Source organism: Acinetobacter boissieri (assembly GCF_900096955.1).
Classification (GTDB): Bacteria; Pseudomonadota; Gammaproteobacteria; order Pseudomonadales; family Moraxellaceae; genus Acinetobacter; species Acinetobacter boissieri.
On the sequence record NZ_FMYL01000004.1, the window covers coordinates 141387 to 164445 of the forward strand.

Consider the following 23059-nt stretch of genomic DNA (forward strand, 5'->3'; position numbering starts at 1 on the left):
AAGTTAAATTATTTTGTATCAGGTAAAGCATAAGCAACAAGGTAATCACCCATTTTTGTACCAAATGAACCATGACCACCAGCCATAATCACAAGGTATTGCTTGCCACCAATTTCATACGTCATTGGTGTTGCTTGACCACCTGCAGGTAGACGAGCTTCCCACAGTTTTTCACCATTTGTAATATTGTATGCACGGATATAGTTATCTTGTGTACCCGCAACAAACATCACATTACCAGCAGTTGAAATTGCACCACCTAGACCAGGAACACCGATCTTAAGTGCTGGTAGTTGGAATAGTTTAGGTAAACTATCACGAATCGTACCAATACGTTTTTTCCATGCAACTTCATGCGTATTTAAATCGACTGCAGCAACATAGCCCCACCCTGGTTGTTTACATGGTAAACCAAGTGGTGATAAGAATGCTGAAATTTCTACGCCATAAGGTACGCCATACATTGGTTGTATACCATGTTCAGTACCAGCACCTTTTGCAGAAATTTCACGGTTAGGGTCTTGCGGAATCAAACGAGAAACGAATGGTAATGCAAGTGGATTAGTAACCGCAACTTGACGATCAGGGTTAATTGAAATACCACCCCATTCAAACACACCTAAGTTACCAGGGAATACCAACGTACCATTTTCAGATGGTGGCGTATAAATACCTTGGTAGTTTAACTTTTTGAAGTAAATACGGCAGTACAACTGATCAAACATTGTTGCGCCCCACATGTCTTTATCTGTTAACTTATCTTTTGGTGCAAGATTAAGTTCAGAGAAAGGCTGTGTTGGTGAATAACGTTCACCTTTAGTTTCAGGGCCAATCAGTGTTTTTTGAGGTACTGGACGCTCAGTAATTGGTACAATTGCTTTACCATTACGGCGATCAAATACAAACACGTTACCTGTTTTAGTTGTTACATAAACAGCAGGAACCATTTGACCTGACTTATCTTTAATGTCAGCCAATGTTGGTTGTGAAGGTACATCCATATCCCAAAGGTCATGATGCGTTGTTTGGAAGTTCCAAACCAATTTACCTGTCGTTGCATTCAATGCAAGTACAGAGTTTGCATAACGCTCTTTCAACTCAGTACGGTCACCACCCCAAATATCAGGCGTACCAACACCTGTTGGAATATAAACCATATCTAGTTTTTCATCATACGCAAGCGGTGCCCACGCATTTGGTGAGTTATTTACAAAGTTTTGGTTTGGACCAGGAATTAAGTTTGGATCTTGTGCACCTGTATCAAACACCCAAAGAAGCTTACCAGTGTTCACATCGTAACCACGAAGTACACCAGATGGCTCTTTAGTAGAGAAGTTATCTGTTGTTGCACCACCAATCACAATTGTTGTACCAGTCACAACAGGCGGTGATGTTGGGTTGTAACCACCTGGATACGCATATGGCATATCTTTTTGTAGATCAACTTCACCATTTTTACCAAAGTCAGTACATACTTTACCATTGTCTGCATTTACAGCAACAAGACGACCGTCGTTGACTGGTAAAATTACTTTACGTGGACATTGAGTAGATTCTGACTTCTTAAATTGTAAGCTTGTTGCAAACTCTTGTGTATTGTTCGCGTCATAATAAGACACACCACGACATGTTAAATGCTGGTACGTAATATCTGACTTCACTTTTGGATCAAAGCGCCATTTTTCTTTACCTGTTTTTGGATCAAGTGCAATAAGCCACTGATGCGCGGTACAAATAAACATATTGTCGCCGATCTTAATCGGTGTTACTTGGTTAGTAATTTCGCCTGGATCATTTGCTGTTTTAAAATCACCTGTACGAAATACCCATGCTTCTTTCAAATCTTTAACATTTTTGTCGTCGATTTGCGCTAATGGTGAATAACGTTGACCGTCTTGAGTACGTCCATACGCAGGCCAGTCTGCATCTGCAACACCTGGTATAGTCGTTGCTTTTGCTGGTTGTGGCGTTTTAATTTCGCCATTAATCTCTTGCGGATCATTAAAAATAGAATAAACCATAACTAAAATAGCAATGATTAACGAACCAGCAAGTACGAGTCGACTTGGCGCTGTTGGCTGTTTAAGACCACGGGTCACCGCAGGAATTAACATCCATACACCAATCACACCTAAAATATCTAAACGTGGTACCAACGCCCAAAAATCTGAACCGACTTCCCAAAGTCCCCAGATTATTGTACCTAGCATTAAAACCGCATAAATTAGATAAGATAAGATTGAACCACGAAATAGTAAAACGCCTGATACAAGTAACATCAAGCCAGCTATTACGTAATACATCGAGCCGCCAAGTACTGCGAGATAAACACCAAAACCGAGTACAATGAGACCTAATACCACTAGGATAAAAGCAGTAAAGTTCCTCATTCCTGAGCTCTTTGAGGGTTGATCCATAATCACCTCTAGTTTATGGCTAAAGCCAAGTAAAGAAGACATACACCTTACTTTCACTTTGCCAATCTTTTATATCAATAGGGACAGATCCATGCTTGTATTGGGTTTTAATTCAGCGTTAAAACGCACAAGCATCGATCTATGATGAAAAATATATATTACTTTTTACAAAATTGTTGTATCAAGCATTTATTAGAATGCTGTGGTGAACTTTACACCGCCAACCCAAGCATTATTACCATCTTTCAAGGCACCAACATGGCGTACATATTGAACATTTGGACGAACTGTAAGCCAATTTGTTACATTCATACCATAGTAAAGTTCAGCATTATATTCGCTATTATACCCTGATACGTTTTTATGTATACGACTAAAGCCTAATGCAATTTCATCCTTTGCTCTTGAATCAAATAAGCCAACATAGCTTAAACCAATATTTTGCATATTTGATACTTGACCATCATCACTATTGGTTGGGTCATGATCAAAGAAAGATGCGCTTGCAAAACCAGTTAAACCACGGCTTGTATCGCCAGCTTGAGCAGTAAGTTGTTGTTTCGCCGAAACCCAAGCACCTTGCTTATGGTCAATCCTTTGACCGCTTGTGTTTTTATCTACTGTGCTGTAATAGTAACCTACACGGTATTCACCCGGTAAATGCTGTGCAGTCAATTTTGGCTGCCATACCATTTCCACTGGAATTAATGCACCATTTGAACCATCTGTGCTTAAGTTAAATCCTTTACCCCGATCTAAGTTTTCAGCATTGTGCTCAAACGCACCTACTTGTACAAAAAGATCTGGTTGTAAATTGTACTTAACACGTATTGCCCATTGGCTTACTGGCCAATTATACCATTGATCGCCTGCCCAGTTACCTACCTGTCCACCACACAATGCAAGGTTTTGGAAGTTACAATCTGCGCTATTAAACTCACTCGCTTCACCAAAACGCCCAACTTTAATATCTAACTTTTGATCAAAAAATTGTTTTTTAACCCAAAGATTCGTTAAACGCCATGTTTGACCACGCCCATATACTTCTTGGACTTGGCTGACTTGGTGTTGTAGTGCATCAGCGCTACTTGTTAAGTTTTGACCATTACGATACGTTAAAGTGATACCTGCTTGCGTATCTTGCCAACCTAAAATTTTATTTAAGTCTAAATCTGCACCCAGACTAAACTGATCTGCATACTTGGTAGGGTGGCTTGATGTATTTTTTGAATCTAGAATTGTTGCAAGTTCACCCGTATAACCCAATGAGAAGTCATAACCTTGTGATTTAAGTACTTCTCTTTGCCCATTCCAATCACCCAACATATATGGGCTATTGCTGTCAAAAGCAGTTGACGCTTGCGCTTGTGTTAATCCTGCTAATATGGCAACACATACGCAACTAGTTAATGTTAATTTTGTTGTTTTCAACGTTACACATCCTATGTTATTTGTTGATTTGCGTAGCATACTATTTATTTTGTTACACTTGTAGCTTATTTTGTTAAGATATTGAATATTAAGAATATAAAATTTTATTAATCATTTGATAGATAGCTTAAAGTGTAATGTATGATTAATAAATTCAACTAAGTATTTATTTTAAATAGAATATTTTATTTAATCGCCTTTTTAAAATCACAAAATAGCTCAATAAATAAAGTATTTACTCTATTTATGTAAAACATGCTAATATCTTGCTCAGTTTATAGGTTTAGCAATTATTTAGCTTTATGCCAAAATGCCCGATACGTTATATATTATAACCTCGGTAGGTAAAAAGCCAAAAGTCTGCGACCATAATATGATTATATGACAAACATTTAGGTTAACTTGCTGTGATAATGAGAGCACTTGAAGAATTAAGCGTAAGCCGTGATACGATTAGTATCTACTTTGTTAATGCGGCCTTAAAAGGCGTAAAAAAACTAGGCATGGACGCTGAAACACTCCTGTCACATGTGGGTATTGAAGCCGAATTACTCAAACAACCCAAAGCACGTATTTCTCCAGAACAATATACACGCTTTGTTAAAATGTTATGGATGGTCACACAAGACGAGCATGCGGGGTTTTCTCCACAACCTCGTAAGTTAGGTACATTTGCCATTATGTGCCAACTAATTATTCACTCAAAAACATTAGGTGAAGCATTAGAGCTTTCAAGTCAGTTTTACCGCTTGTTTGGCGATGATTGGTTTATTTCAGTAGAAAAAGATAAGCACGAAGCACGCTTTGTACCCATTATTCCTCAAGCAGATGACCCTGACCATTACATGACTGAAAGTATGCTCATGATTTGGCATGGCCTAGCATGTTGGCTCATTGACCGTCGTATTCCACTTGAACGTGTTCACTTTAATTATGCTCGCCCAGAGCAAGCAGACGAATATGATGCATTATTTTTTGCACCTCTTATTCAATTTGGTATGTCTCGTACAGAAGTCACTTTTGCCGCAGATTATCTAGACCTACCTATTCGCCAAAATGTAGAAAGTTTAGAAGAGTTTTTAAAAGCTGGCCCAACCCAACTCTTAGTCAAGTTTAAAAACACTAACTCACTCACATCTCGTATTAGAGATGTATTAAAAAGTCATATTGGCGAAGAAATGCCAACACTGAATGATGTTGCATCGATGCTGTATCTTTCACCACAAACTTTACGTCGTCGCCTTGCTGCAGAAGGACGAAGTTATCAAGGGGTAAAAGATGCTTTACGGCGTGATGCTGCTATTCACCTGCTATTACAGCCAAAACTGACATTAGAAGATGTTGCTCAACAAGTTGGATTTAGTGAAACCAGTACCTTCCATCGTGCATTCAAAAAATGGACGGGTGTAACCCCTGGTTTATACCGCCAACTACACGGCTCTATATAAAAAATAGCCCAGTATTATACTGGGCTATTTTTTATATCTGGTTATTTAACAACGACACCCGTGCTTGTCTTGATCTACCAATTCATTTGCTAATAACTGCTCTAAACTATGTGTAGTTATGCCATACATATCTTTCAACGCTTGAATCTGATGCATAATTTTTTCATCAGGTTTATCTACATGTCTTTTCTTTACTGCCAAAATCATTTTATTTTTATTGGTATGCGTCAGTGCAACAAATTCAAAAACTTTCGTTTCATACCCATATGCATTTAACAACAATGCTCTGATAGTATCTGTCAGCATTTCTGCCTGTTGCCCTGCATGCACTCCGTACTGCAACATCGGTTGTAATACGTTTGGGCTAGTTAGTTGCGGTCTAAGCTCTTTATGACAACACGGCGCACATAAAATCAGTGATGCATTCAAACGTATACCACAATGAATTGCAAAATCTGTTGCAATATCACATGCATGTAAAGCCACCATTACATCTAAGCGTTCGGGCTGGTAACTTCTCACATCGCCTTCAAAAAAATCTAATGATTTAAATTGGTTTTTTTCTGCCACATCTTGGCAAAATTTAACTAAATTTTCTCTGAGCTCTACGCCTGTAATGTGTGGTTCCCATGCATTTTTTTGTAAATAGTCATACATTGCAAAAGTTAAATAACCTTTACCAGAACCAAAATCAACCACATTTATTTCATCGGTGATTTGCTTTTGCTCAGAGAGTGCTTGAGAGAAAATTTCAATAAATTTATTAATTTGTTTCCACTTTTTAGCCATGCTTGGCACTAAAACACCAGCATGGTCTGTAATACCAAGCGTATATAAATAAGGTGCTGTTTGTTCTATCAGACGTTTTTTTTCACGATCATGTTGTACGGCTATCATTTTTTGTTGCACTAACGGCTGCACGGTCATTAAATCTCTTTTCTTACCTCGCTTAAACTGTATCTGTTGCTGTAGCTCCCAAAAATTTGCTTGTTTCACGTGTAAAAATAATGCGTCAAATACTTCTAAACCTTGCTCAAGTGTATAATTTTTAGTGATATCTTGGGTTTTATAACGATACAACACAGATATTTTTTGTTCTTGTTGTAATTGTACTGTACGAAAGGTAATTTTTTCTAAATCAACCTCCGAACCTGTGTATTGGCTTAAAATTAAACGATCAAAATGCCCATTTGCAAAACTCTGACGGAGTAAAGCCGCAAATGAGATGGCCTGTTCAGAGAGTACGATGGCTGTAGACATGGCATGATCCTTTAAAATAGTTACAATTTCGCTGTAAATATGTTTACTTCACAGCGAAATTTCAATTAATATACAAGTGTATTTTTAAATAAAGTGTTGATGATGAACCAAATTGCAACGTTAGATTATGATTCGACAGAAGAAAAATTGAATGTACTCACCCACGGCATTGGTGCTGTGATTGCGATCATTGCAAGCGCGATTGTGCTGTATCAACAACATGAACTCGCAACAGGCGCATGGCTAAGTTTATGGGTGTACTGTTTCGGCTTAATCTTTGTACTCAGCAGTTCGACACTCTACCACTGGTCAAAAACACCACAGCAACGGCGGATCTATAAAAAAATAGACCACACTGCAATTTATTATCTGATTGCAGGAACATATACACCGTTACTTTACATCAACATTCCAACCACTAAAGCACATTATATCTTGATTACCTTATGGATGATTACTGCAATAGGCACTATTTTTAAGATTTTTTTCGCACACCGTTTTGAGAAAATGTCTTTATTTGCTTATATTGGCATGGGATGGCTTGCTGTTCTAATGTTCAATGACATGCGTATTTACCTCAAACCAGAATGCCTTCAGCTGATTGTTATTGGTGGGTTAGCCTATACAGTAGGTGCTATTTTTTATGCCATTGAACGCATTCGCTTCAACCACGCCATTTGGCATATATTTGTACTACTTGGCGCAGGCGCACATTTCTTAGCGATTGCCAAATATAGTATATAAAAATAAGGGCATACTTTTTATGCCCTTATTTTTAAAATGTTGCGAGCAGTACAATAGAGATTTCTCTCATAATCATTTCAATCAATTTTAAAGCTAAAAAAGCCACAATTGGAGATAAGTCAATCATACCCATATTCGGTAATATCTTACGAAACGGTGCCAATAAAGGCTCTGCCAACTCCTGAATCACTTCAATATAAGGCGAACGTGACTGTGTAAACATCACCACCCAACTTAAAATAATCGTCGCAAAAATCAAATAACGGCAAAATAAAATCACACTCTCAGTGACTGCCATAAATGTACCGAGCAACAGTCCAACAACGCTACTACCTAAATTGACATACTTTTCATCAAAAATTTCAATACCTTTGCCAAAGTTACTGTACCCCCAAACTTTAAATAAAAATAAGATGAGTAATAAAACAATTGCTGCAATATTGATGCGACCTTTTGCTAAAGTCGGAAAAATTCGACTAAACATATCTACAAAGCGTGTCGATTTTAACGTAGCCAATACCACAGGATTATATGGACTCACCATTGCTAACTGCGTTAAAAATCTAAAAAATACTAATAAAATTGCAGCATTTACAACAACACTGAAAATTAGCGCACTACCTGCACCCATATCACTACCTCTAATTCGATGATTTAGTACGATCACTAAGTTCTTGTAATTGCATTTGGCTACTTTTTTGTGCGGCAGCTAAAGCAATTTGAATACTCTGTGATACTGACAATCGGTCAAAGACCTCTAAAGCTGCTCTCGTTTCATCTTGAGCAGAGATTAAATTTTTACGTAAATCTGTAGGTGATAGTCCACTACTAATTGCCATTTGTGCTGCACCTAAAGCTGTTTGTAACGTCAGTGCTGTAGCTGCTTTTTCGTCTAAGCCTAAATTACGACCTGCACGAATCATACTTTCCATCATATAAAAAAAGTAAGCTGATCCTGAACCAGAAACAGCAGATACCGTATCTAAATCAGCTTCTTGTGTTACCCATACCGTTAAACCGGTACTTGAAATCACTTGCGCTGCTAGTGTTCGATCAGCTTCAGTTACCGATGGCTCAGCATACATACCATGCGCACCCGTCTGAATCAATGCAGGTAAATTACTGACTACGCGAACAATCCGATCTGTCGCCAACAGGTGAGCTAAAGTATTTACATTCACACAACGTTGTAAAGATAAAATGAGCTTATCTTTTAAATAAGGAAGTAAACTCGGCACGACCTGAGAAAGCAAATCAAAATCTAGTGCAATTACAATAATATCAACATCTTGTAATGCATCAATATAATCTGTACTCACTAAAATATGCTTTTCTTGTAAAAGCTCATGCACATGTTGATCTGTATCAGCCACTTTAATCTGTTCGGGAGCAAATCCACGTGACAGCAGTCCGCCAATTAAAGCATGTGCCACACCACTACCACCCAAAAAACCAACATTGCAACTCAAAGCAATACTCATATTTTTCGCCTGATCATCTATTGTTGCACCAATACTGGCAACCAACCACATGGCTCACAAAATTTAGAGTCTGCAAGCCAAAAACCATGTGGGGTAAAGACCCCTAGAATAACACCTTCTGATTGCAAAATTTGTACTCTATGGCGTAACCAAGGGAAAATTTCCGCCTGTTGAATGGCTTTTTTCAGTGGCCAATGACCTACTCGACCATATAAATGAACTTTTTCACCACCTACTCTTTGATTTAATAACAGTTCTCTTTCAAAAATTTGTGATGATAAACCTATATTTTGTGTCCGCTGTACTTCAAATGTGCCACTGAGCAAGTCTAATGACATATTCTGTTTTAATTTTAAGAGACTAGATGCTTCAATTTGGTCATATTTTTTAGCTAAATATTGCGTTTGAGAGAGTTGATAAACATAATCACCAAACCGCACATACCAAAAAGGCTTACAAAATAAAGCGGCTTGAGCATCTGCTCTGGCATAAATTACTTCTTGATGTAACCGTTCAACCAGTGCATAACTCGGCCGATAAACGCCTTGAGCTTTTAACCAGACTGACAACATTTGACGTTGCCGTGCAGATGAAAGATTTTGGTACTTCTTCAAATCTAATTTATTTGCGATAACACACAGTTTTAAGTCATTAGATACAATGTCATTTAAAATTTCTTCTGCATCTTGCATAAGTAATGCGGTACGAGCAACTGCTGCTTGCATATGTGGGAAACGACTTGATAATATCGGCCATAGCTCAGACCTTGCCCATGCTCGATCGTAATGTGTATCTAAATTGGTCGGATCATTCACATGAGGTAGGTTTAAAGTATTTGTCCACTGGCTTATTCTTTCACGAGATAACCGCAAAAAGGGGCGCCATATCAGCAGATCATCACGGCAATCTATGGCTTTCATGGCAGATAGACCAGATACCCCCGCACCAGACAATAAGTTTAATAACAAGGTTTCTGCTTGGTCTTGCTCATGGTGTGCCAACACCAAGACTTCGTTAACCTGAATATGCTGCTTAAATGCATCATAACGTGCATTTCGTGCTTCAGCCTCTAGATTACCTGACTGAACATGCACAGGTACGCACTCACAACGTACACCAAGCTGTGTGCAATACTCCCTGACTTGTTCACCCCACTGCGCACTCACACTTTGCAACTGATGATCTACATAAATCGCACGTACACGGTCAGGAAAAAGACAATAAAATAGGTGCAGCAACAGCATGGAATCCATGCCACCACTACACCCTATAAGAAAGCGTTTTTCAGTAAAAATACTGTCTGCAACAGCTACGAAGCCAGCCCTGGATTCTCGCTGCCAAACTTCATTAAACGTTGATAACGTGCTTCGCATCGTTCATCTGCATCCATGCTTTGTAATTCAACTAAGTTTTCTTTAATGACATGACGCAAACGTTCCATCACTAAATCTGCATTTAAATGCGCGCCTTCGCCTTCGTCAACAATATGTTCAACAATACCCATTTTTTTGAGTTTATCTGCTGTTAGTGCAAGCGCATCACTGGCTTGTTCTGCTTTGTCTGCAGTTTTCCATAAAATAGAAGCACAGCCTTCAGGTGAAATGACTGAATAAATACTGTGTGATAACATAATCACACGGTCAGCCACACCAATACCTAATGCACCGCCAGAGCCACCTTCACCAAGCACAGTCGCAATCACAGGGACTTTCAAACGAGACAATTGCGCCAAACTTGTTGCAATTGCTTCAGCTTGGCCACGCTCTTCTGCACCTACACCTGGGTACGCACCCATCGTGTCAATAAAGGTCAATACTGGCAAATTAAAACGTTCTGCCAAATCTAAAAGACGCTGTGATTTGCGATAACCTTCAGGGTTACACATACCAAAATTATACTTTAAACGCTCACGTGTAGAGCGTCCACGATGCTGACCAACCACCATTACAGGTTGACCTTCAAAACGTGCAAGCCCACCTACCATTGCACTGTCGTCACCAAATAGGCGATCACCATGTAGCACGTCAAAGTCATCAAAAAGCACATTGGCATAGTCCAAAAACTGTGGACGTTCAGGGTGACGGGCTGTTTGCACCGTCTTCCATGCTTTTACTTGGGCTGATTTATTTTTCATAGGTCGAATATTATCCTTAAATTAACTTATTGCGTTAATCAATAAATTTTTCCGACTGAATGATCAAATCAATGTTCCAATGCTTAAATTGCGCTTGCTCATCGTGCAAATCGGCAACCAGTAATGGCCATTGTTTCGCATCACCAGAAACAGTTAGGCACCATTGTTGCTCATTCAATACGGTTAATTCAATGGCAGGAAGCATCTGATCACTACGGCTATGGTTTAATAAAACAGCTAAACGAAGCAATAAACACAAATAAACCAATGCAGGTGTACCGACTTTTAACACCTCATTTTTTAAATCCGCTTTAATTTTTCTACGGTGATGTGCCACCAAATGGGATAAGCAATTTTGGTCAATTTGAGAAAACCCTGGAATATCGGAATGTTCAAGTACATATGCCCCATGACGATGATATCCACCATGACTAATGGCTAAACCAATTTCATGTAAATAAGCAGCTCGGCGCAGTAAATCACTGTCTTCATTGGTTAATTTTAATGATTCAGCAACATCATCAAATAGTTTTTGTGCAGTTTTAACCACGCGTTCTGCTTGTTTAATGTCTATATTGTAACGACCAACTAATGCTTGCACACTACGATCACGAATGTCCTCGTGCTTAAAACGCCCAAGCAAGTCATACATCACGCCCTCTCGTAATGCACCATCTGAATACATCATGCGATCAATGTCCATAACATTAAAAATGGCATAAAGAATGGCAAAACCTGCTGGCAAAACTGCTCGTCTATCTTCCTTTAAGCCTTCGAAATCAAGCTCAGAAATATGTTTGTACTTCAGTAGTTTTTCTTTAAGCTTTTCAACACCTGTACGAGTAATGGTTTGCTTTTCATCACTCCATCCCAAATTAATAATTATTTGGCGACATGCCTTAATGGTACCACTAGAGCCAACAACCGTCTCCCAACCTTCTTCTTTATATACATTTGCAATCGCTAGTAATTCTTTCGTTGCAGCCGACACCGCTTTATTAAAATTCTTTACATTTATTTCACCATCAGCAAAAAACTTATTGGTAAATGCCACACAACCCATTTGTAAAGATTCTGTATAAATCGGTTCAAACTGTTCACCAATAATAAACTCAGTCGAACCACCACCAATATCAATCACTAAACGGCGACCACCATTGGCCATAGTATGTGAAACACCCAAGTAAATTAAACGGGCTTCTTCTCGCCCTGCAATAATTTCAATGGGTTTAGGTAAAATTTTTGCAGCTTTATCTATAAAATCTTGGCCATTTTTAGCTTGGCGTAAAGCATTGGTCGCAACAATACGTAAGCGGTTGGCTTGTACAGAACTTAAACGCCCAACAAAACGAGATAAGCAGGCAAGCCCACGTTGTTGTGCAACATCTGTTAAATTATTATTGTCATCTAGACCTGCTGCAAGCTGTACTTTTTCTGACATGGATACGACTTTTTTGACTTCACCATGATCTAAACGGGCAATTGCTAAATGAAAGCTATTGGAGCCCATGTCAATTGCTGCAAGTAATTCTTCATCGATTAAAAAGTCAGACATTGTGCAAAGTGCTCAAAAGTAAATTTTCCTTAGAGTAATTCACCTACCTTGAATTGAAAAGTGCTTTAGTTACAATGAAACAAAGTTTTTTGCTTTTTTACATCATTGTTCAAGACAATTGTACATATCGTAAACCTCTATTAGACAAATCCGCTGTAGACAATTAAATTGATTTAAATTTACTATATTCCTAAATCATTTGCTGTGTAGTGTAGTGTTTAGCTAGACTAGTGCAGAAGATACCATACTCATTTGGAGCAAACGCATGTCAAACATTATTAATACAACTGATTCTCAATTTCAATCAGACGTACTTGAAGCAGAAACCCCAGTACTTGTAGACTTTTGGGCAGCTTGGTGTGGTCCATGTAAAGCAATTGCGCCTGTTTTAGAAGATCTATCTCGTGAATACGAAGGTAAAGTAAAAATTGTTAAAGTCGATGTGACTTCATGCGAAGGTACTGCTGTGAATTACAATATTCGTAATATTCCTGCATTATTGCTGTTTAAAAACGGTGAAGTCGTTGCACAACAAGTTGGGGCATCACCTCGCTCAAAATTAGTCTCATTTATTGACGAAAACATCTAATTTTTAATATTTACCGCCTAATCGTAAAATACGCTAATTTATAGCGTATTTTACCTTTAATAAAATTGACAATTCTCAATACGTCACTTATATTTCAACTCTAAGAAAAGCAAAGCACATTCGCTCGCTCTTTTTTTTAAGATACAACATACAAAATCGCCGTTCGGCACAGCAATTGAACCGTTTATTTCCTTTTCAAATAAACATCTATCTGAGTTTACATTGTACAATAGACAGACAGCTCATCAATGCTTGCTGTATTCGACCGATTTTATACTTTTCTCTTTTTGACCCTCAATGTTCTTATCTATACTGAACCACCTATGAATCTAACAGAACTCAAGAAAAAACCGATTGGCGAACTCATTAAAATTGCTGAGTTTATGGGCCTTGATGGCATGGCACGTAACCGTAAACAAGATATTATCTTTGCTATATTAAAGCGTCACGCCCTAAATGGTGAAGAAATCTTTGGTGACGGTGTATTAGAAATCCTTTCAGATGGCTTTGGCTTTTTACGCTCAGCAGCAGGGTCATATCTTGCAGGTCCTGATGACATTTATGTCAGCCCATCTCAAATTCGTCGCTTTAACTTACGTACAGGCGATAATATTGAAGGAACTATTCGCCCACCTAAAGAAGGCGAACGTTATTTTGCATTACTTAAAGTCAATCAAATTAACTACGACACACCTGAAAACTCCCGCAACAAAATTTTATTCGAAAACCTTACTCCCTTATTTCCAACTGAACAATTAATCATGGAGCTAGGTAACGGTAGCCGTGAAGATTTAACCTCTCGAGTCGTAGACTTGATTGCCCCTATCGGTAAAGGCCAACGTTCAATTATTGTTGCGCCTCCTAAAGCCGGTAAAACAATGTTGTTACAAAATATTGCACAATCAATCGTTCGTAATAACCCTGAAGTGTTCCTCATTGTGCTACTTATTGATGAGCGCCCTGAAGAAGTCACTGAAATGCAACGCAGTGTACGTGGTGAAGTCATTGCTTCAACGTTTGATGAATCCCCTGCACGCCACGTTCAAGTAGCAGAAATGGTGATTGAAAAAGCAAAACGTCTGGTTGAGCATAAAAAAGATGTTGTCATTCTACTCGACTCCATTACACGTTTAGCACGTGCCTATAACACCGTTGTACCGTCTTCAGGAAAAGTACTCACCGGTGGTGTAGATGCTCATGCTTTAGAAAGACCAAAGCGCTTCTTTGGTGCAGCACGTAATATTGAAGAAGGTGGTTCTTTAACGATCATCTCTACTGCCCTCATTGAAACAGGCAGTAAAATGGATGAAGTCATCTATGAAGAATTTAAAGGTACGGGTAACCAAGAGATCACCTTAGACCGCCGTATTTCAGAAAAACGTGTCTTCCCTGCCATGAATTTGAAAAAGTCTGGTACACGCCGTGAAGAACGTTTAATGTCTGAAGATAACTTACGTAAAGTATGGATCTTGCGTAAACTTCTCCATCCAATGGACGAGCTTACAGCAATGGAGTTCTTACTTGACCGTATGAAAGAAACCAAAACCAATGATGATTTCTTTGAACAGATGAAACGTAAGCAATAACTAGTTTTGCCGAAGTCTTTAAATATCAAAGGCTTCGGCTTACTCTATTTTACATAAAATAACAAAGCTATTTTTCAACTAAATATATCATCTCATTTAATTTCAATTGATTTAAAAAACCACAGCCATTTAAACAACTTAATCAGTAATTAAACCAATATACTATCTATATTTGATTGTTTTTTTCTGTTAAAAAATTGGCTTCAAAGGCCCTTTTTTTTGTTTTTTTTTCATCTACCTAGTAGTAATTCCATATACTCAGTGATAGCATACACGCATACCAGTTAACCTGCTCCATGCGTTGTTACCTATCGAAAACGTATAGTGATAATAAAAGCTTAAAGAGGTTGGCGTTGGTTTTTTTTTCTCAATTATATTATGAGAGTGATGCCATGTTATTCAAAAAATTCGCTATCGTAGCTGCTGTTGCTACAACTCTAGCTTTCGTTGGTTGTGCTAAAAAAGAAAGCGCTCCTGCTGCTGCATCTGAAGCAACTGCTGCTGCTTCTCAAGCTGTAGCTGCTGCTTCTGAAGCGACTGCTGTAGCTTCTCAAGCAACTGCTTCTGCTGTAGTCGCTGTAGCTGCTGCGTCTGACGCTGCTCCTGCTGCTTCTCAAGCTGCTAAGTAATTCGATTTTTCGATTTACTAGAAAAAAAGAGCCTCAAGGCTCTTTTTTTTATGGGTTTATATGGTAAATCTTGCGTTATTTGACTTTGATCATACACTTACCCACACAGATAGCTTTAAAGCTTTTCTGTCTTATAGCCTGTCTAAAACAGCATACTATAAAGGCCACTTTAAACTCTTGCACTATATTGTAGGTTATCAATGTAAGATGATTACAGACCAAAAGCTACGGCAAAAAATTTGTCAAACTGCCTTCGCTCAATATCATAAAAAACAGTTATTAGAGATTGGGCGAACATTTGCAGATACCTACCTCGACCAAATTATATCTCCACATGCCAAACAACGCCTTACTTGGCATCAATCACAAGGCGATCGGGTGGTTGTGGTTTCTTCATCTTTAGATGTTTACTTAAAACCTTGGTGTGAAAAACAAGGCATTGATGTGATTTGTAATCAAATGACGGATAATGGCACACATTACACAGGAGTATTTCTTGGCGGGGATTGTGGCTACGAAGAAAAGGCGCGCCGAGTACAACAACGCTACAACCTAACTGACTATGAGCAGATTTTTGCTTATGGTGATTCTAACAACGACAGCGCAATGTTGGCTTTAGCAGATCAAAAGTTTTACCGTTGGCAAAAACAATAAAACCCCTAGCGTATAAATACACGAGGGGTTTTGTCATGTCATACAGAAAATAAAGTAATAATTACTCTTGTTCTGTACCCACACGTTGCCTAAATTTCTGACCTGCTCTAAAGGTCACAACACGGCGTGCAGAAATTGGGATTTCTTCGCCTGTTTTAGGATTACGGCCTGGGCGTTGACGCTTATCACGCAACTCGAAATTACCAAAGCCAGATAGTTTTACATGCTCACCTTCAACGAGCACTCGACTAATTTCATCAAAAAATAATTCAACCATTTGTTTCGCTTCACGGCGGTTTAATGCGGTAAGCTCACTCAAATGATCTGCCATTTCTGCTTTCGTTAATGCTGTCATGACGCCCTCAATGTTGCCTGATATGTGCTTTCGAGCACGTTAATTATTTGATCCATACCTAGTTTAATTTCAGCATCTTCTAAAGTACGTGATGGATGTTGCCATAGCAATGCAAATGCCAACGAACGCTTACCTTTTTCAACACCTTGACCTGTATATACATCAAACAACCATGTTGAATCCAGTAACTCACCACCCGTGTTTATAATTAACTGCTGAATGTCTTTTACAGTTATCTTATCATCAATTAAAAGCGCAATGTCACGTCTAACAGAAGGAAAACGTGATAATTCTGTAAAATTAGATACATAAGTCTGTAAAACAGCACTCTGATCAAGTTCTGCAACCCACGTTACGCCCAAATCTAGATCTGACTCTAAAGATGGATGCAAACGCCCTAAATAGCCAATAGATTGACCATTCAATAAAATTTCTGCTGATTGTCCAGGATGCAGCCAAACACGTTCTGAACGCTCATATGTCACATTCACACGACCTGCGGCAAGTATTTCTTCAATTTCACCCTTAAAGTCAAAGAAATCCATGTTTTGTGGTTTAGCATGCCACTGTTCTGGTGTTAGCGAACCCACAGCAATCATTGCAAGTGTTGGAATTTGCTTTAACTCATCTAAATGACTGGCATTTTGATAATCAAAACGTAGGCCTAACTCGAAAAATCGCACTCTATTTTGCTGACGATTCAAATTATATTGTACACAAGGAATCAAACTAGATAATAGCGTACTACGCATTGCCGCCAAATCACTTGAAATTGGGTTTGCAAGCATGAGTGGCTGTACGCTTGGGTTCAGTTGCTTCTCAAGTTTTGCATCTGCAAAGCTAAAACTGATCGCTTCTTGATAACCCAAAGTGACAACTGTTTGACGTAACTGTGTCAATTCAAATTGGTCTTGATAACGAGACAATGCTACATCTATTTTCGGTAATGCCACTTCAATATGGTCATAACCATGAATACGCACAATCTCCTCAATTAAATCTTGATAAATCACTAAATCATAGCGATACGATGGCGGTGTAACTGTCCAAGTGTCATTTTGAGTAACAACATCACAGCCTAAACGCATGAGTGCATCTGTAATGAAATCTTGAGCAATGTCGTAACCAAGTAGTGCTTTAACTTGAGTGTACTCTAAATAAATCTGTGTACGTTTTGGTAGGTTTTCGGTTTTTTGTACTATCGTAATTGGGCCAAACTCACCACCTGCAATCTCTTGAATAAGCTGAGAAGCTCTTTGCATAGCTTGTAGTGGTAATTCAAAATCTACACCACGCTCGTAACGCTGTGATGAATCTGTATGTAAACCAAAACGGCGTGCGCGACCAGCGATTGCCAATGGGTCAAAAAAGGCACTTTCTAAAAAGATTGCTTTTGTGTCTTCGGTCACACGTGACTCAAAACCACCCATAATTCCTGCCAAAGCAAGGGCTTTTTCATCATCTGCAATCACCATGATGTCTGATGATAATTTAACAGTCTGCTCATTTAGCAATATCAATTGCTCGTCTTGTTTAGCTTGACGAACAGTTACTTTACCTGCAATTTTATCTAAATCAAACGCATGCATAGGCTGACCAAGTTCAAGCAGTACATAGTTAGTAATATCAACCAACAAGCTATGTGTACGAATGCCTGAGCGTTGTAATACCTGTACCATCCAATCTGGCGTAACTGCATTAAAGTCAATATTGCGAACCACTCGTCCTAAATAACGTGCTGTACCATCTGTTGCCAATTCAACTGCTTTTTCTTCGTTGAGTATTGAAGCAACATCTTTGATCTCGGGTGTGCTCACAGCAAGCTGGTTAATTACACCCACTTCACGTGCAATACCACGTAAGCTAAAACAATCACCACGGTTTGGCGTGATTGAAATATCGAGTACTTGATCATCTAAACTTAAGTAGTCACGAATATTTACACCAATTGGTGCATCTACTGGTAACTCAAGCAAACCATCTATTTTATCTTCTAAATCAATTTCAGATGCGCCACACAACATGCCATGAGATGCCACACCGCGTAGTTTACCTTTTTTAATTTTAAAGTCGCCCGGCAATACTGCACCCACCAATGCCACAGGTACACGTAAACCCACACGTACATTCGGTGCACCGCATACAATTTGTAGTGCTTCATCTTGCCCTACATTTACAGTCGTTACACGCAAGCGGTCTGCATCTGGATGTTGCTCTACTGTTAATACCTCACCAACAACTACACCCGAAAAAGGCTTTGCTACAGGTAAAACATCATCAATTTCTAACCCCAACATGGTGAGTTGGTCGGCTAAAGTATCGCTATCTACAGGTGGATTGACCCACGTACGTAACCAATTTTCGCTAATTTTCATTGAATATAACCTTAAAAATTTTATTTACTTGCTCAATAAACATATCTGCATCAATGCATTGTTTTATTTAAAATAAATTAAGCAAACTGACGTAAAAAACGTACGTCATTTTGGTAAAACATACGTAAATCATTAATACCATAACGTAGCATTGCAAAACGCTCCACCCCTAAACCAAAAGCAAAGCCTTTGTATTTTTCGGGGTCAATACCTGCCGCTTGCAATACATTTGGGTGTACCATGCCACAACCCAACACTTCAAGCCATTTGCCACGCTCATCCATAATATCGACTTCAGCGCTTGGCTCTGTAAACGGGAAATAAGATGGACGAAAACGCACTTTCAACTCTTTTTCAAAAAACTCATTCAGTAAGTTAATCAGTAAGCCTTTCAATTCGGCAAAATTTGTATTTTCAGCCACATATAAGCCTTCAATTTGACGAAACATTGGAGAGTGTGTCTGATCTGAATCACAACGATACACTCGACCTGGGCATACAATACGAATAGGAGGCTGTGAAGTTTCCATCGTACGTATTTGCACGCCAGATGTATGTGTACGTAGCAAATGCGTTGCATCGAAATAAAATGTGTCGTGCATGGCACGTGCTGGGTGATGCCCCGGTATGTTTAATGCTTCAAAGTTGTGATAGTCATCTTCAACTTCAGGCCCTGTTGCTACTGTAAAACCTGCTTTGGTAAAGAACTGGCAAATTCGCTCTTGCACTTGAGTAATAGGGTGAATACTACCCACCTGTTGGCCATGCCCCGGCAAGGTAATGTCAATGGTTTCATTGGCAAGTTTTTGCGCTAGTGCATATTGTGCTAAAACCTGTTGACGTTCGGTCAATGCCTGTTGAATGGCTTCACGTACGGCGTGAATTTTTGCCCCTTCAACTTTACGCTGTTCAGGGTCCATTTTACCTAATGCTTTTGACTGCTCGGCAAGTTGGCTTTTTTTACCTGTAAATTGCACACGTGCTTGGTCAAGTGCATTTAAGTCTTGTGTTGCAGCGATCGCTGTTAGTGCTTCCGTGGTCAAGTTTTCCAATGACATAGTTACTCTCAAAGCATCTTTGTAATAAACGTAAAATTCTTTTTATTCTAACAGCTTTTATTTGATTTAATGTACTTTAAAGCTTTGCTTCTGTACAAAGCAATCATGTTTTTTCAAGATTTTTTTATTTTTATTTTTAATAAGTCACGTTAAGGAAGTCTGAAAAGTAAATCAGCAAATAAAAAAAGACCGCTAAATAGCGGCCCTTTTTTTGAATCTTTACACTTATGCAGTAAGCGCAGTTTTAGCTTTTTCAGCTAAAGCTGTAAATGCAACTGCATCATGCATAGCGATGTCAGCAAGCACACGGCGGTCTACAATCACTTGTGCTTTTTTCAAGCCAGCGATCATACGGCTGTAAGACAGACCGTTTAGACGAGCACCAGCGTTGATACGAGCAATCCACAATGCGCGGAATTGACGTTTCTTTTGACGACGGTCACGGTAAGCATATTGACCCGCTTTAATTACTGCTTGGAACGCAACACGATAAACACGTGAACGAGCACCATAGTAACCTTTTGCACGAGCAAGAATTTTTTTATGACGACGATGCGCCACTACACCACGTTTTACACGAGCCATTTATAATCTCCTTAGATGTACGGGCACATACGACGAACTGAAGCAACGTCACTCACGTGAACCATTACACAGCCGCGTAATTGACGAATACGCTTAGCAGATTTTTTGGTCAAAATGTGGCGTTTAAACGCTTGTTTACGCTTGAAACCGTTTGCAGTCGCTTTGAAACGTTTAGCTGCACCACGGCGTGTTTTTAACTTAGCCATAGTAATCTCTTTTGAGCACCTGTTCGGTATGTTTGCACCATTGCAATCACCCTGCAGGTAAGGAAGCGCACATTTTATAGTAAAACTATGCAAAGTCAAAGAAAAATGCAGTTTGTTTATGCATTAAATGATCAATACATCAAGTATTATTTTTAAACAGATCGACCCCGTATTATCCCCCATGTCAGATAAAATGTCACAAAAGTCATTAATCGTCTAAAATGGCCCTATAATATGGCAATCATTGCTCCCTTCATATCATTCGATATGCGATAGCCTTCAATTTTATCTCCAATTCTTAGCACATTATCGTACTGATGGATTAAGAACAATTAGGTGCCCACATGGAAATCAAAGTCAATTTTCTTGACAACCTTCGACTCGAGGCAAAGTTCGATGACTTTACAGTCATTGCCGACCAACCCATTCGCTATAAAGGCGATGGCTCTGCACCAGGCCCATTTGATTATTTTTTAGCATCTTCTGCACTCTGTGCCGCATATTTTGTCAAACTGTACTGCTCAACACGCGATATTCCGACAGAAAACATCCGTTTGTCACAAAATAATATTGTTGACCCTGAAAACCGCTATAAACAAATCTTTAAAATTCAGGTGGAATTACCACATGATATTTCAGACAAAGACCGTCAAGGTATTTTGCGTTCGATTGAACGTTGCACGGTCAAGCGTGTAGTACAAACAGGCCCTGAATTTATTATTGAAGAAGTCGACAATTTAGATGCAGATGCTCAAGCATTACTGATTGCAGATGCAAATCCTACCTCACAAACCTACATTACAGGTAAAGACTTACCCCTTGAGCAAACCATTGCCAATATGTCTGCAATTTTAGCCGACCTTGGTATGAAAATTGAAATTGCATCATGGCGAAATATTGTACCAAATGTATGGTCATTACATATTCGAGATGCGCAATCTCCAATGTGCTTTACCAATGGTAAAGGAGCAACCAAAGAAAGTGCTTTAGCCTCTGCATTAGGTGAATTTATTGAACGCCTCAATTGTAATTTCTTTTATAACGATCAATTTTGGGGTCAAGAGATTGCACACGCAGATTTTGTTCACTACCCAAATGAGCGTTGGTTCAAGCCCGGCCCAAATGATGAGCTGCCAAGTGACTTACTTGACGAATATTGTTTAGAGATTTACAACCCAGACGAAGAACTCTGTGGCTCACATTTATTTGACACCAACTCAGGCAATACTGAACGTGGTATTTGTGCCCTGCCTTATACGCGCCAATCTGACGGCGAAACCGTATATTTCCCATCAAATTTGATTGAAAACTTATTTTTAAGTAATGGTATGAGTGCTGGCAATACCTTAGCTGAAGCACAAGTACAGTGTTTATCTGAAATTTTTGAACGTGCAGTAAAACGTGAAATTTTAGAAAAAGAAATCACCTTACCCGATGTGCCTCAAGAGGTATTGGCAAAGTACCCAAGCATTTTGGCAGGCATTCAAGCCTTAGAGGAACAAGGTTTTCCTGTATTGGTTAAAGATGCTTCTATGGGGGGGCAATTCCCTGTCATGTGCGTGACACTCATGAACCCACGTACAGGCGGTGTGTTTGCGTCATTTGGTGCACACCCAAAACTAGAAGTCGCACTTGAACGCAGTTTAACTGAGCTATTACAAGGGCGTAGTTTTGAGGGGCTCAATGACTTACCTCAACCTACATTTAGCAGTCATGCCGTCACTGAACCCAACAACTTTGTCGAGCATTTCATCGACTCAACTGGCGTAGTATCTTGGCATTTCTTTAGTGCAAAATCTGACTTTGAATTTGTAGAGTGGGACTTTTCTGCACAAGGTGAGCAAGCTTCAGCACAAGAAGCCGACACGCTATTTGCTATTTTAGAAGACATGGGCAAAGAAGTGTATATGGCTGTATATGACCAACTTGGGGCAACAGCTTGCCGTATTTTAGTACCAGACTACTCAGAAGTCTATTTAGTTGAAGACCTCATTTGGGACAACACCAATAAAGCACTTCAATTCCGTGAAGACATTTTAAACTTACACCGACTTGATGATGACGCTTTAGAGGCTTTGGTTGAGCGTTTAGAAGAAGCAGAGCTTGACGATTATACCGAGATTAAAACCCTCATTGGTATTGAGTTTGATGACAATACGGTATGGGGTCAGCTCACGCTTTTAGAGCTTAAATTACTCATTTATGTTGCACTACAACAGTTTGAAGAAGCCAAAGATTTAGTCGAGGCCTTTTTACAATACAACACCAACACGGTAGAGCGTGGCTTATTTTATCAAGCCATGAATGTTGTTTTAGAAGTCATGTTAGATGATGAGCTTGAGCTAGAAGACTACCTATTTAACTTCCGCCGTATGTTTGGTCATGAGCGTATAGATGCCGTACTGGGTTCTGTACAAGGTACGGTTAAATTCTTTGGCCTCACCCCAACCAATATGCAACTTGAAGGTTTAGACCGTCATTTACGCTTAATCGACAGCTATAAAAAATTACATGCTGCTCGTGCACGCGCATATCAAGCAAGTCTTTGACAA

Annotated in this window: 20 protein-coding genes; 7 read left to right on the forward strand and 13 right to left on the reverse strand. The window is 39.1% G+C overall.

What is annotated here, in order from left to right; genetic code table 11:
* Nucleotides 1–8 precede the first annotated feature (8 nt).
* On the reverse strand, nucleotides 9–2417 hold the full coding sequence (locus BLS38_RS05570) for a glucose/quinate/shikimate family membrane-bound PQQ-dependent dehydrogenase (RefSeq protein ID WP_092747687.1): 2409 nt from the start codon (nucleotides 2415–2417) through the stop codon (nucleotides 9–11).
* Nucleotides 2418–2609: 192 nt separating this feature from the next.
* Complete coding sequence (locus BLS38_RS05575) at nucleotides 2610–3848, reverse strand: carbohydrate porin (protein WP_244518198.1); 1239 nt, start codon at nucleotides 3846–3848, stop codon at nucleotides 2610–2612.
* Nucleotides 3849–4261: 413 nt separating this feature from the next.
* Here BLS38_RS05575 and BLS38_RS05580 point away from each other — a divergent pair, with 413 nt between their 5' ends.
* On the forward strand, nucleotides 4262–5296 hold the full coding sequence (locus tag BLS38_RS05580; RefSeq protein ID WP_092747511.1) for an AraC family transcriptional regulator: 1035 nt from the start codon (nucleotides 4262–4264) through the stop codon (nucleotides 5294–5296).
* Nucleotides 5297–5341: 45 nt separating this feature from the next.
* On the opposite strand, the gene BLS38_RS05585 is transcribed toward BLS38_RS05580, so the two are convergent.
* Nucleotides 5342–6556: a class I SAM-dependent methyltransferase gene (locus BLS38_RS05585; protein WP_092747513.1), complete on the reverse strand. Its 1215-nt coding sequence runs from the start codon at nucleotides 6554–6556 to the stop codon at nucleotides 5342–5344.
* A 102-nt stretch (nucleotides 6557–6658) separates the two neighbouring features.
* Here BLS38_RS05585 and trhA point away from each other — a divergent pair, with 102 nt between their 5' ends.
* Nucleotides 6659–7300 carry a PAQR family membrane homeostasis protein TrhA gene (trhA, locus tag BLS38_RS05590; protein ID WP_092747515.1) on the forward strand — a complete coding sequence of 214 codons (642 nt, stop codon included), beginning with the start codon at nucleotides 6659–6661 and terminating at the stop codon, nucleotides 7298–7300.
* Nucleotides 7301–7331: 31 nt separating this feature from the next.
* Here trhA and BLS38_RS05595 read toward each other — a convergent pair whose 3' ends face one another.
* Genes BLS38_RS05595 through ppx form a run of 5 tightly spaced genes read right to left on the reverse strand, consistent with a single transcriptional unit; the run spans nucleotide 7332 to nucleotide 12470 of the window.
* On the reverse strand, nucleotides 7332–7931 hold the full coding sequence (locus BLS38_RS05595; RefSeq protein ID WP_092747517.1) for a YggT family protein: 600 nt from the start codon (nucleotides 7929–7931) through the stop codon (nucleotides 7332–7334).
* Nucleotides 7932–7941: 10 nt separating this feature from the next.
* Nucleotides 7942–8781 (reverse strand): pyrroline-5-carboxylate reductase family protein, encoded by an 840-nt coding sequence (locus BLS38_RS05600; protein ID WP_092747689.1) that lies wholly within the window; start codon nucleotides 8779–8781, stop codon nucleotides 7942–7944.
* A 17-nt stretch (nucleotides 8782–8798) separates the two neighbouring features.
* Nucleotides 8799–10154, reverse strand: a complete 1356-nt coding sequence (gene tilS / locus BLS38_RS05605; RefSeq protein ID WP_092747519.1) for a tRNA lysidine(34) synthetase TilS — start codon at nucleotides 10152–10154, stop codon at nucleotides 8799–8801.
* Nucleotides 10091–10915 carry an acetyl-CoA carboxylase carboxyltransferase subunit alpha gene (locus BLS38_RS05610; RefSeq protein ID WP_092747521.1) on the reverse strand — a complete coding sequence of 275 codons (825 nt, stop codon included), beginning with the start codon at nucleotides 10913–10915 and terminating at the stop codon, nucleotides 10091–10093. Before BLS38_RS05610 ends, tilS begins: the two co-directional genes overlap by 64 nt.
* Nucleotides 10916–10949: 34 nt before the next feature.
* Nucleotides 10950–12470, reverse strand: a complete 1521-nt coding sequence (ppx, locus tag BLS38_RS05615) for an exopolyphosphatase (RefSeq protein ID WP_092747523.1) — start codon at nucleotides 12468–12470, stop codon at nucleotides 10950–10952.
* A 265-nt stretch (nucleotides 12471–12735) separates the two neighbouring features.
* On the opposite strand from ppx, the gene trxA reads away from it, so the two are divergent.
* From trxA to BLS38_RS05635, 4 genes are all read left to right on the forward strand, one after another.
* Nucleotides 12736–13059, forward strand: a complete 324-nt coding sequence (gene trxA, locus BLS38_RS05620; protein WP_092747525.1) for a thioredoxin — start codon at nucleotides 12736–12738, stop codon at nucleotides 13057–13059.
* A gap of 323 nt (nucleotides 13060–13382) precedes the next feature.
* Nucleotides 13383–14645, forward strand: coding sequence for a transcription termination factor Rho (gene rho / locus BLS38_RS05625; RefSeq protein ID WP_092747527.1), 1263 nt, complete (start codon nucleotides 13383–13385; stop codon nucleotides 14643–14645).
* 392 nt (nucleotides 14646–15037) lie between these two features.
* Nucleotides 15038–15274 carry a hypothetical protein gene (locus tag BLS38_RS05630; RefSeq protein ID WP_092747691.1) on the forward strand — a complete coding sequence of 79 codons (237 nt, stop codon included), beginning with the start codon at nucleotides 15038–15040 and terminating at the stop codon, nucleotides 15272–15274.
* Nucleotides 15275–15334: 60 nt separating this feature from the next.
* On the forward strand, nucleotides 15335–15928 hold the full coding sequence (locus tag BLS38_RS05635) for an HAD-IB family hydrolase (protein WP_092747529.1): 594 nt from the start codon (nucleotides 15335–15337) through the stop codon (nucleotides 15926–15928).
* A gap of 61 nt (nucleotides 15929–15989) precedes the next feature.
* Here the strand turns inward: BLS38_RS05635 and BLS38_RS05640 are convergent, their stop codons facing one another.
* The 5 genes from BLS38_RS05640 to rpmI all read right to left on the reverse strand — a co-directional run bounded on the left by BLS38_RS05640 (nucleotide 15990) and on the right by rpmI (nucleotide 20507).
* On the reverse strand, nucleotides 15990–16283 hold the full coding sequence (locus BLS38_RS05640; protein ID WP_092747531.1) for an integration host factor subunit alpha: 294 nt from the start codon (nucleotides 16281–16283) through the stop codon (nucleotides 15990–15992).
* Nucleotides 16280–18658, reverse strand: coding sequence for a phenylalanine--tRNA ligase subunit beta (gene pheT / locus BLS38_RS05645; RefSeq protein ID WP_092747533.1), 2379 nt, complete (start codon nucleotides 18656–18658; stop codon nucleotides 16280–16282). The genes BLS38_RS05640 and pheT overlap by 4 nt, the downstream gene beginning before the upstream one ends.
* Nucleotides 18659–18735: 77 nt before the next feature.
* The gene (gene pheS / locus BLS38_RS05650; protein ID WP_092747535.1) at nucleotides 18736–19716 is read right to left on the reverse strand and encodes a phenylalanine--tRNA ligase subunit alpha; all 981 of its coding nucleotides are present in this window, start codon (nucleotides 19714–19716) and stop codon (nucleotides 18736–18738) included.
* A gap of 225 nt (nucleotides 19717–19941) precedes the next feature.
* The gene (gene rplT, locus BLS38_RS05655; RefSeq protein ID WP_092747537.1) at nucleotides 19942–20301 is read right to left on the reverse strand and encodes a 50S ribosomal protein L20; all 360 of its coding nucleotides are present in this window, start codon (nucleotides 20299–20301) and stop codon (nucleotides 19942–19944) included.
* An 11-nt stretch (nucleotides 20302–20312) separates the two neighbouring features.
* Nucleotides 20313–20507 carry a 50S ribosomal protein L35 gene (gene rpmI, locus BLS38_RS05660; RefSeq protein ID WP_001096359.1) on the reverse strand — a complete coding sequence of 65 codons (195 nt, stop codon included), beginning with the start codon at nucleotides 20505–20507 and terminating at the stop codon, nucleotides 20313–20315.
* Between the two features lie 344 nt (nucleotides 20508–20851).
* Here rpmI and BLS38_RS05665 point away from each other — a divergent pair, with 344 nt between their 5' ends.
* Entirely contained in the window at nucleotides 20852–23056 is a 2205-nt protein-coding gene (locus BLS38_RS05665; protein ID WP_092747539.1) for an OsmC domain/YcaO domain-containing protein, read from the forward strand.
* The last annotated feature ends 3 nt before the right edge of the window (nucleotides 23057–23059 follow it).

Bases quoted from the DNA above. Each gene is read 5' to 3' on its own strand.
- BLS38_RS05570 (WP_092747687.1), bottom strand. From the start codon at position 2,417: ATGGATCAACCCTCAAAGAGCTCAGGAATGAGGAACTTTACTGCTTTT.
- BLS38_RS05580 (WP_092747511.1), top strand. From the start codon at position 4,262: ATGAGAGCACTTGAAGAATTAAGCGTAAGCCGTGATACGATTAGTATC.
- BLS38_RS05585 (WP_092747513.1), bottom strand. From the start codon at position 6,556: ATGTCTACAGCCATCGTACTCTCTGAACAGGCCATCTCATTTGCGGCT.
- trhA (WP_092747515.1), top strand. From the start codon at position 6,659: ATGAACCAAATTGCAACGTTAGATTATGATTCGACAGAAGAAAAATTG.
- BLS38_RS05595 (WP_092747517.1), bottom strand. From the start codon at position 7,931: ATGGGTGCAGGTAGTGCGCTAATTTTCAGTGTTGTTGTAAATGCTGCA.
- BLS38_RS05600 (WP_092747689.1), bottom strand. From the start codon at position 8,781: ATGAGTATTGCTTTGAGTTGCAATGTTGGTTTTTTGGGTGGTAGTGGT.
- tilS (WP_092747519.1), bottom strand. From the start codon at position 10,154: ATGCGAAGCACGTTATCAACGTTTAATGAAGTTTGGCAGCGAGAATCC.
- BLS38_RS05610 (WP_092747521.1), bottom strand. From the start codon at position 10,915: ATGAAAAATAAATCAGCCCAAGTAAAAGCATGGAAGACGGTGCAAACA.
- ppx (WP_092747523.1), bottom strand. From the start codon at position 12,470: ATGTCTGACTTTTTAATCGATGAAGAATTACTTGCAGCAATTGACATG.
- trxA (WP_092747525.1), top strand. From the start codon at position 12,736: ATGTCAAACATTATTAATACAACTGATTCTCAATTTCAATCAGACGTA.
- rho (WP_092747527.1), top strand. From the start codon at position 13,383: ATGAATCTAACAGAACTCAAGAAAAAACCGATTGGCGAACTCATTAAA.
- BLS38_RS05630 (WP_092747691.1), top strand. From the start codon at position 15,038: ATGTTATTCAAAAAATTCGCTATCGTAGCTGCTGTTGCTACAACTCTA.
- BLS38_RS05635 (WP_092747529.1), top strand. From the start codon at position 15,335: ATGGTAAATCTTGCGTTATTTGACTTTGATCATACACTTACCCACACA.
- BLS38_RS05640 (WP_092747531.1), bottom strand. From the start codon at position 16,283: ATGACAGCATTAACGAAAGCAGAAATGGCAGATCATTTGAGTGAGCTT.
- pheT (WP_092747533.1), bottom strand. From the start codon at position 18,658: ATGAAAATTAGCGAAAATTGGTTACGTACGTGGGTCAATCCACCTGTA.
- pheS (WP_092747535.1), bottom strand. From the start codon at position 19,716: ATGTCATTGGAAAACTTGACCACGGAAGCACTAACAGCGATCGCTGCA.
- rplT (WP_092747537.1), bottom strand. From the start codon at position 20,301: ATGGCTCGTGTAAAACGTGGTGTAGTGGCGCATCGTCGTCATAAAAAA.
- rpmI (WP_001096359.1), bottom strand. From the start codon at position 20,507: ATGGCTAAGTTAAAAACACGCCGTGGTGCAGCTAAACGTTTCAAAGCG.
- BLS38_RS05665 (WP_092747539.1), top strand. From the start codon at position 20,852: ATGGAAATCAAAGTCAATTTTCTTGACAACCTTCGACTCGAGGCAAAG.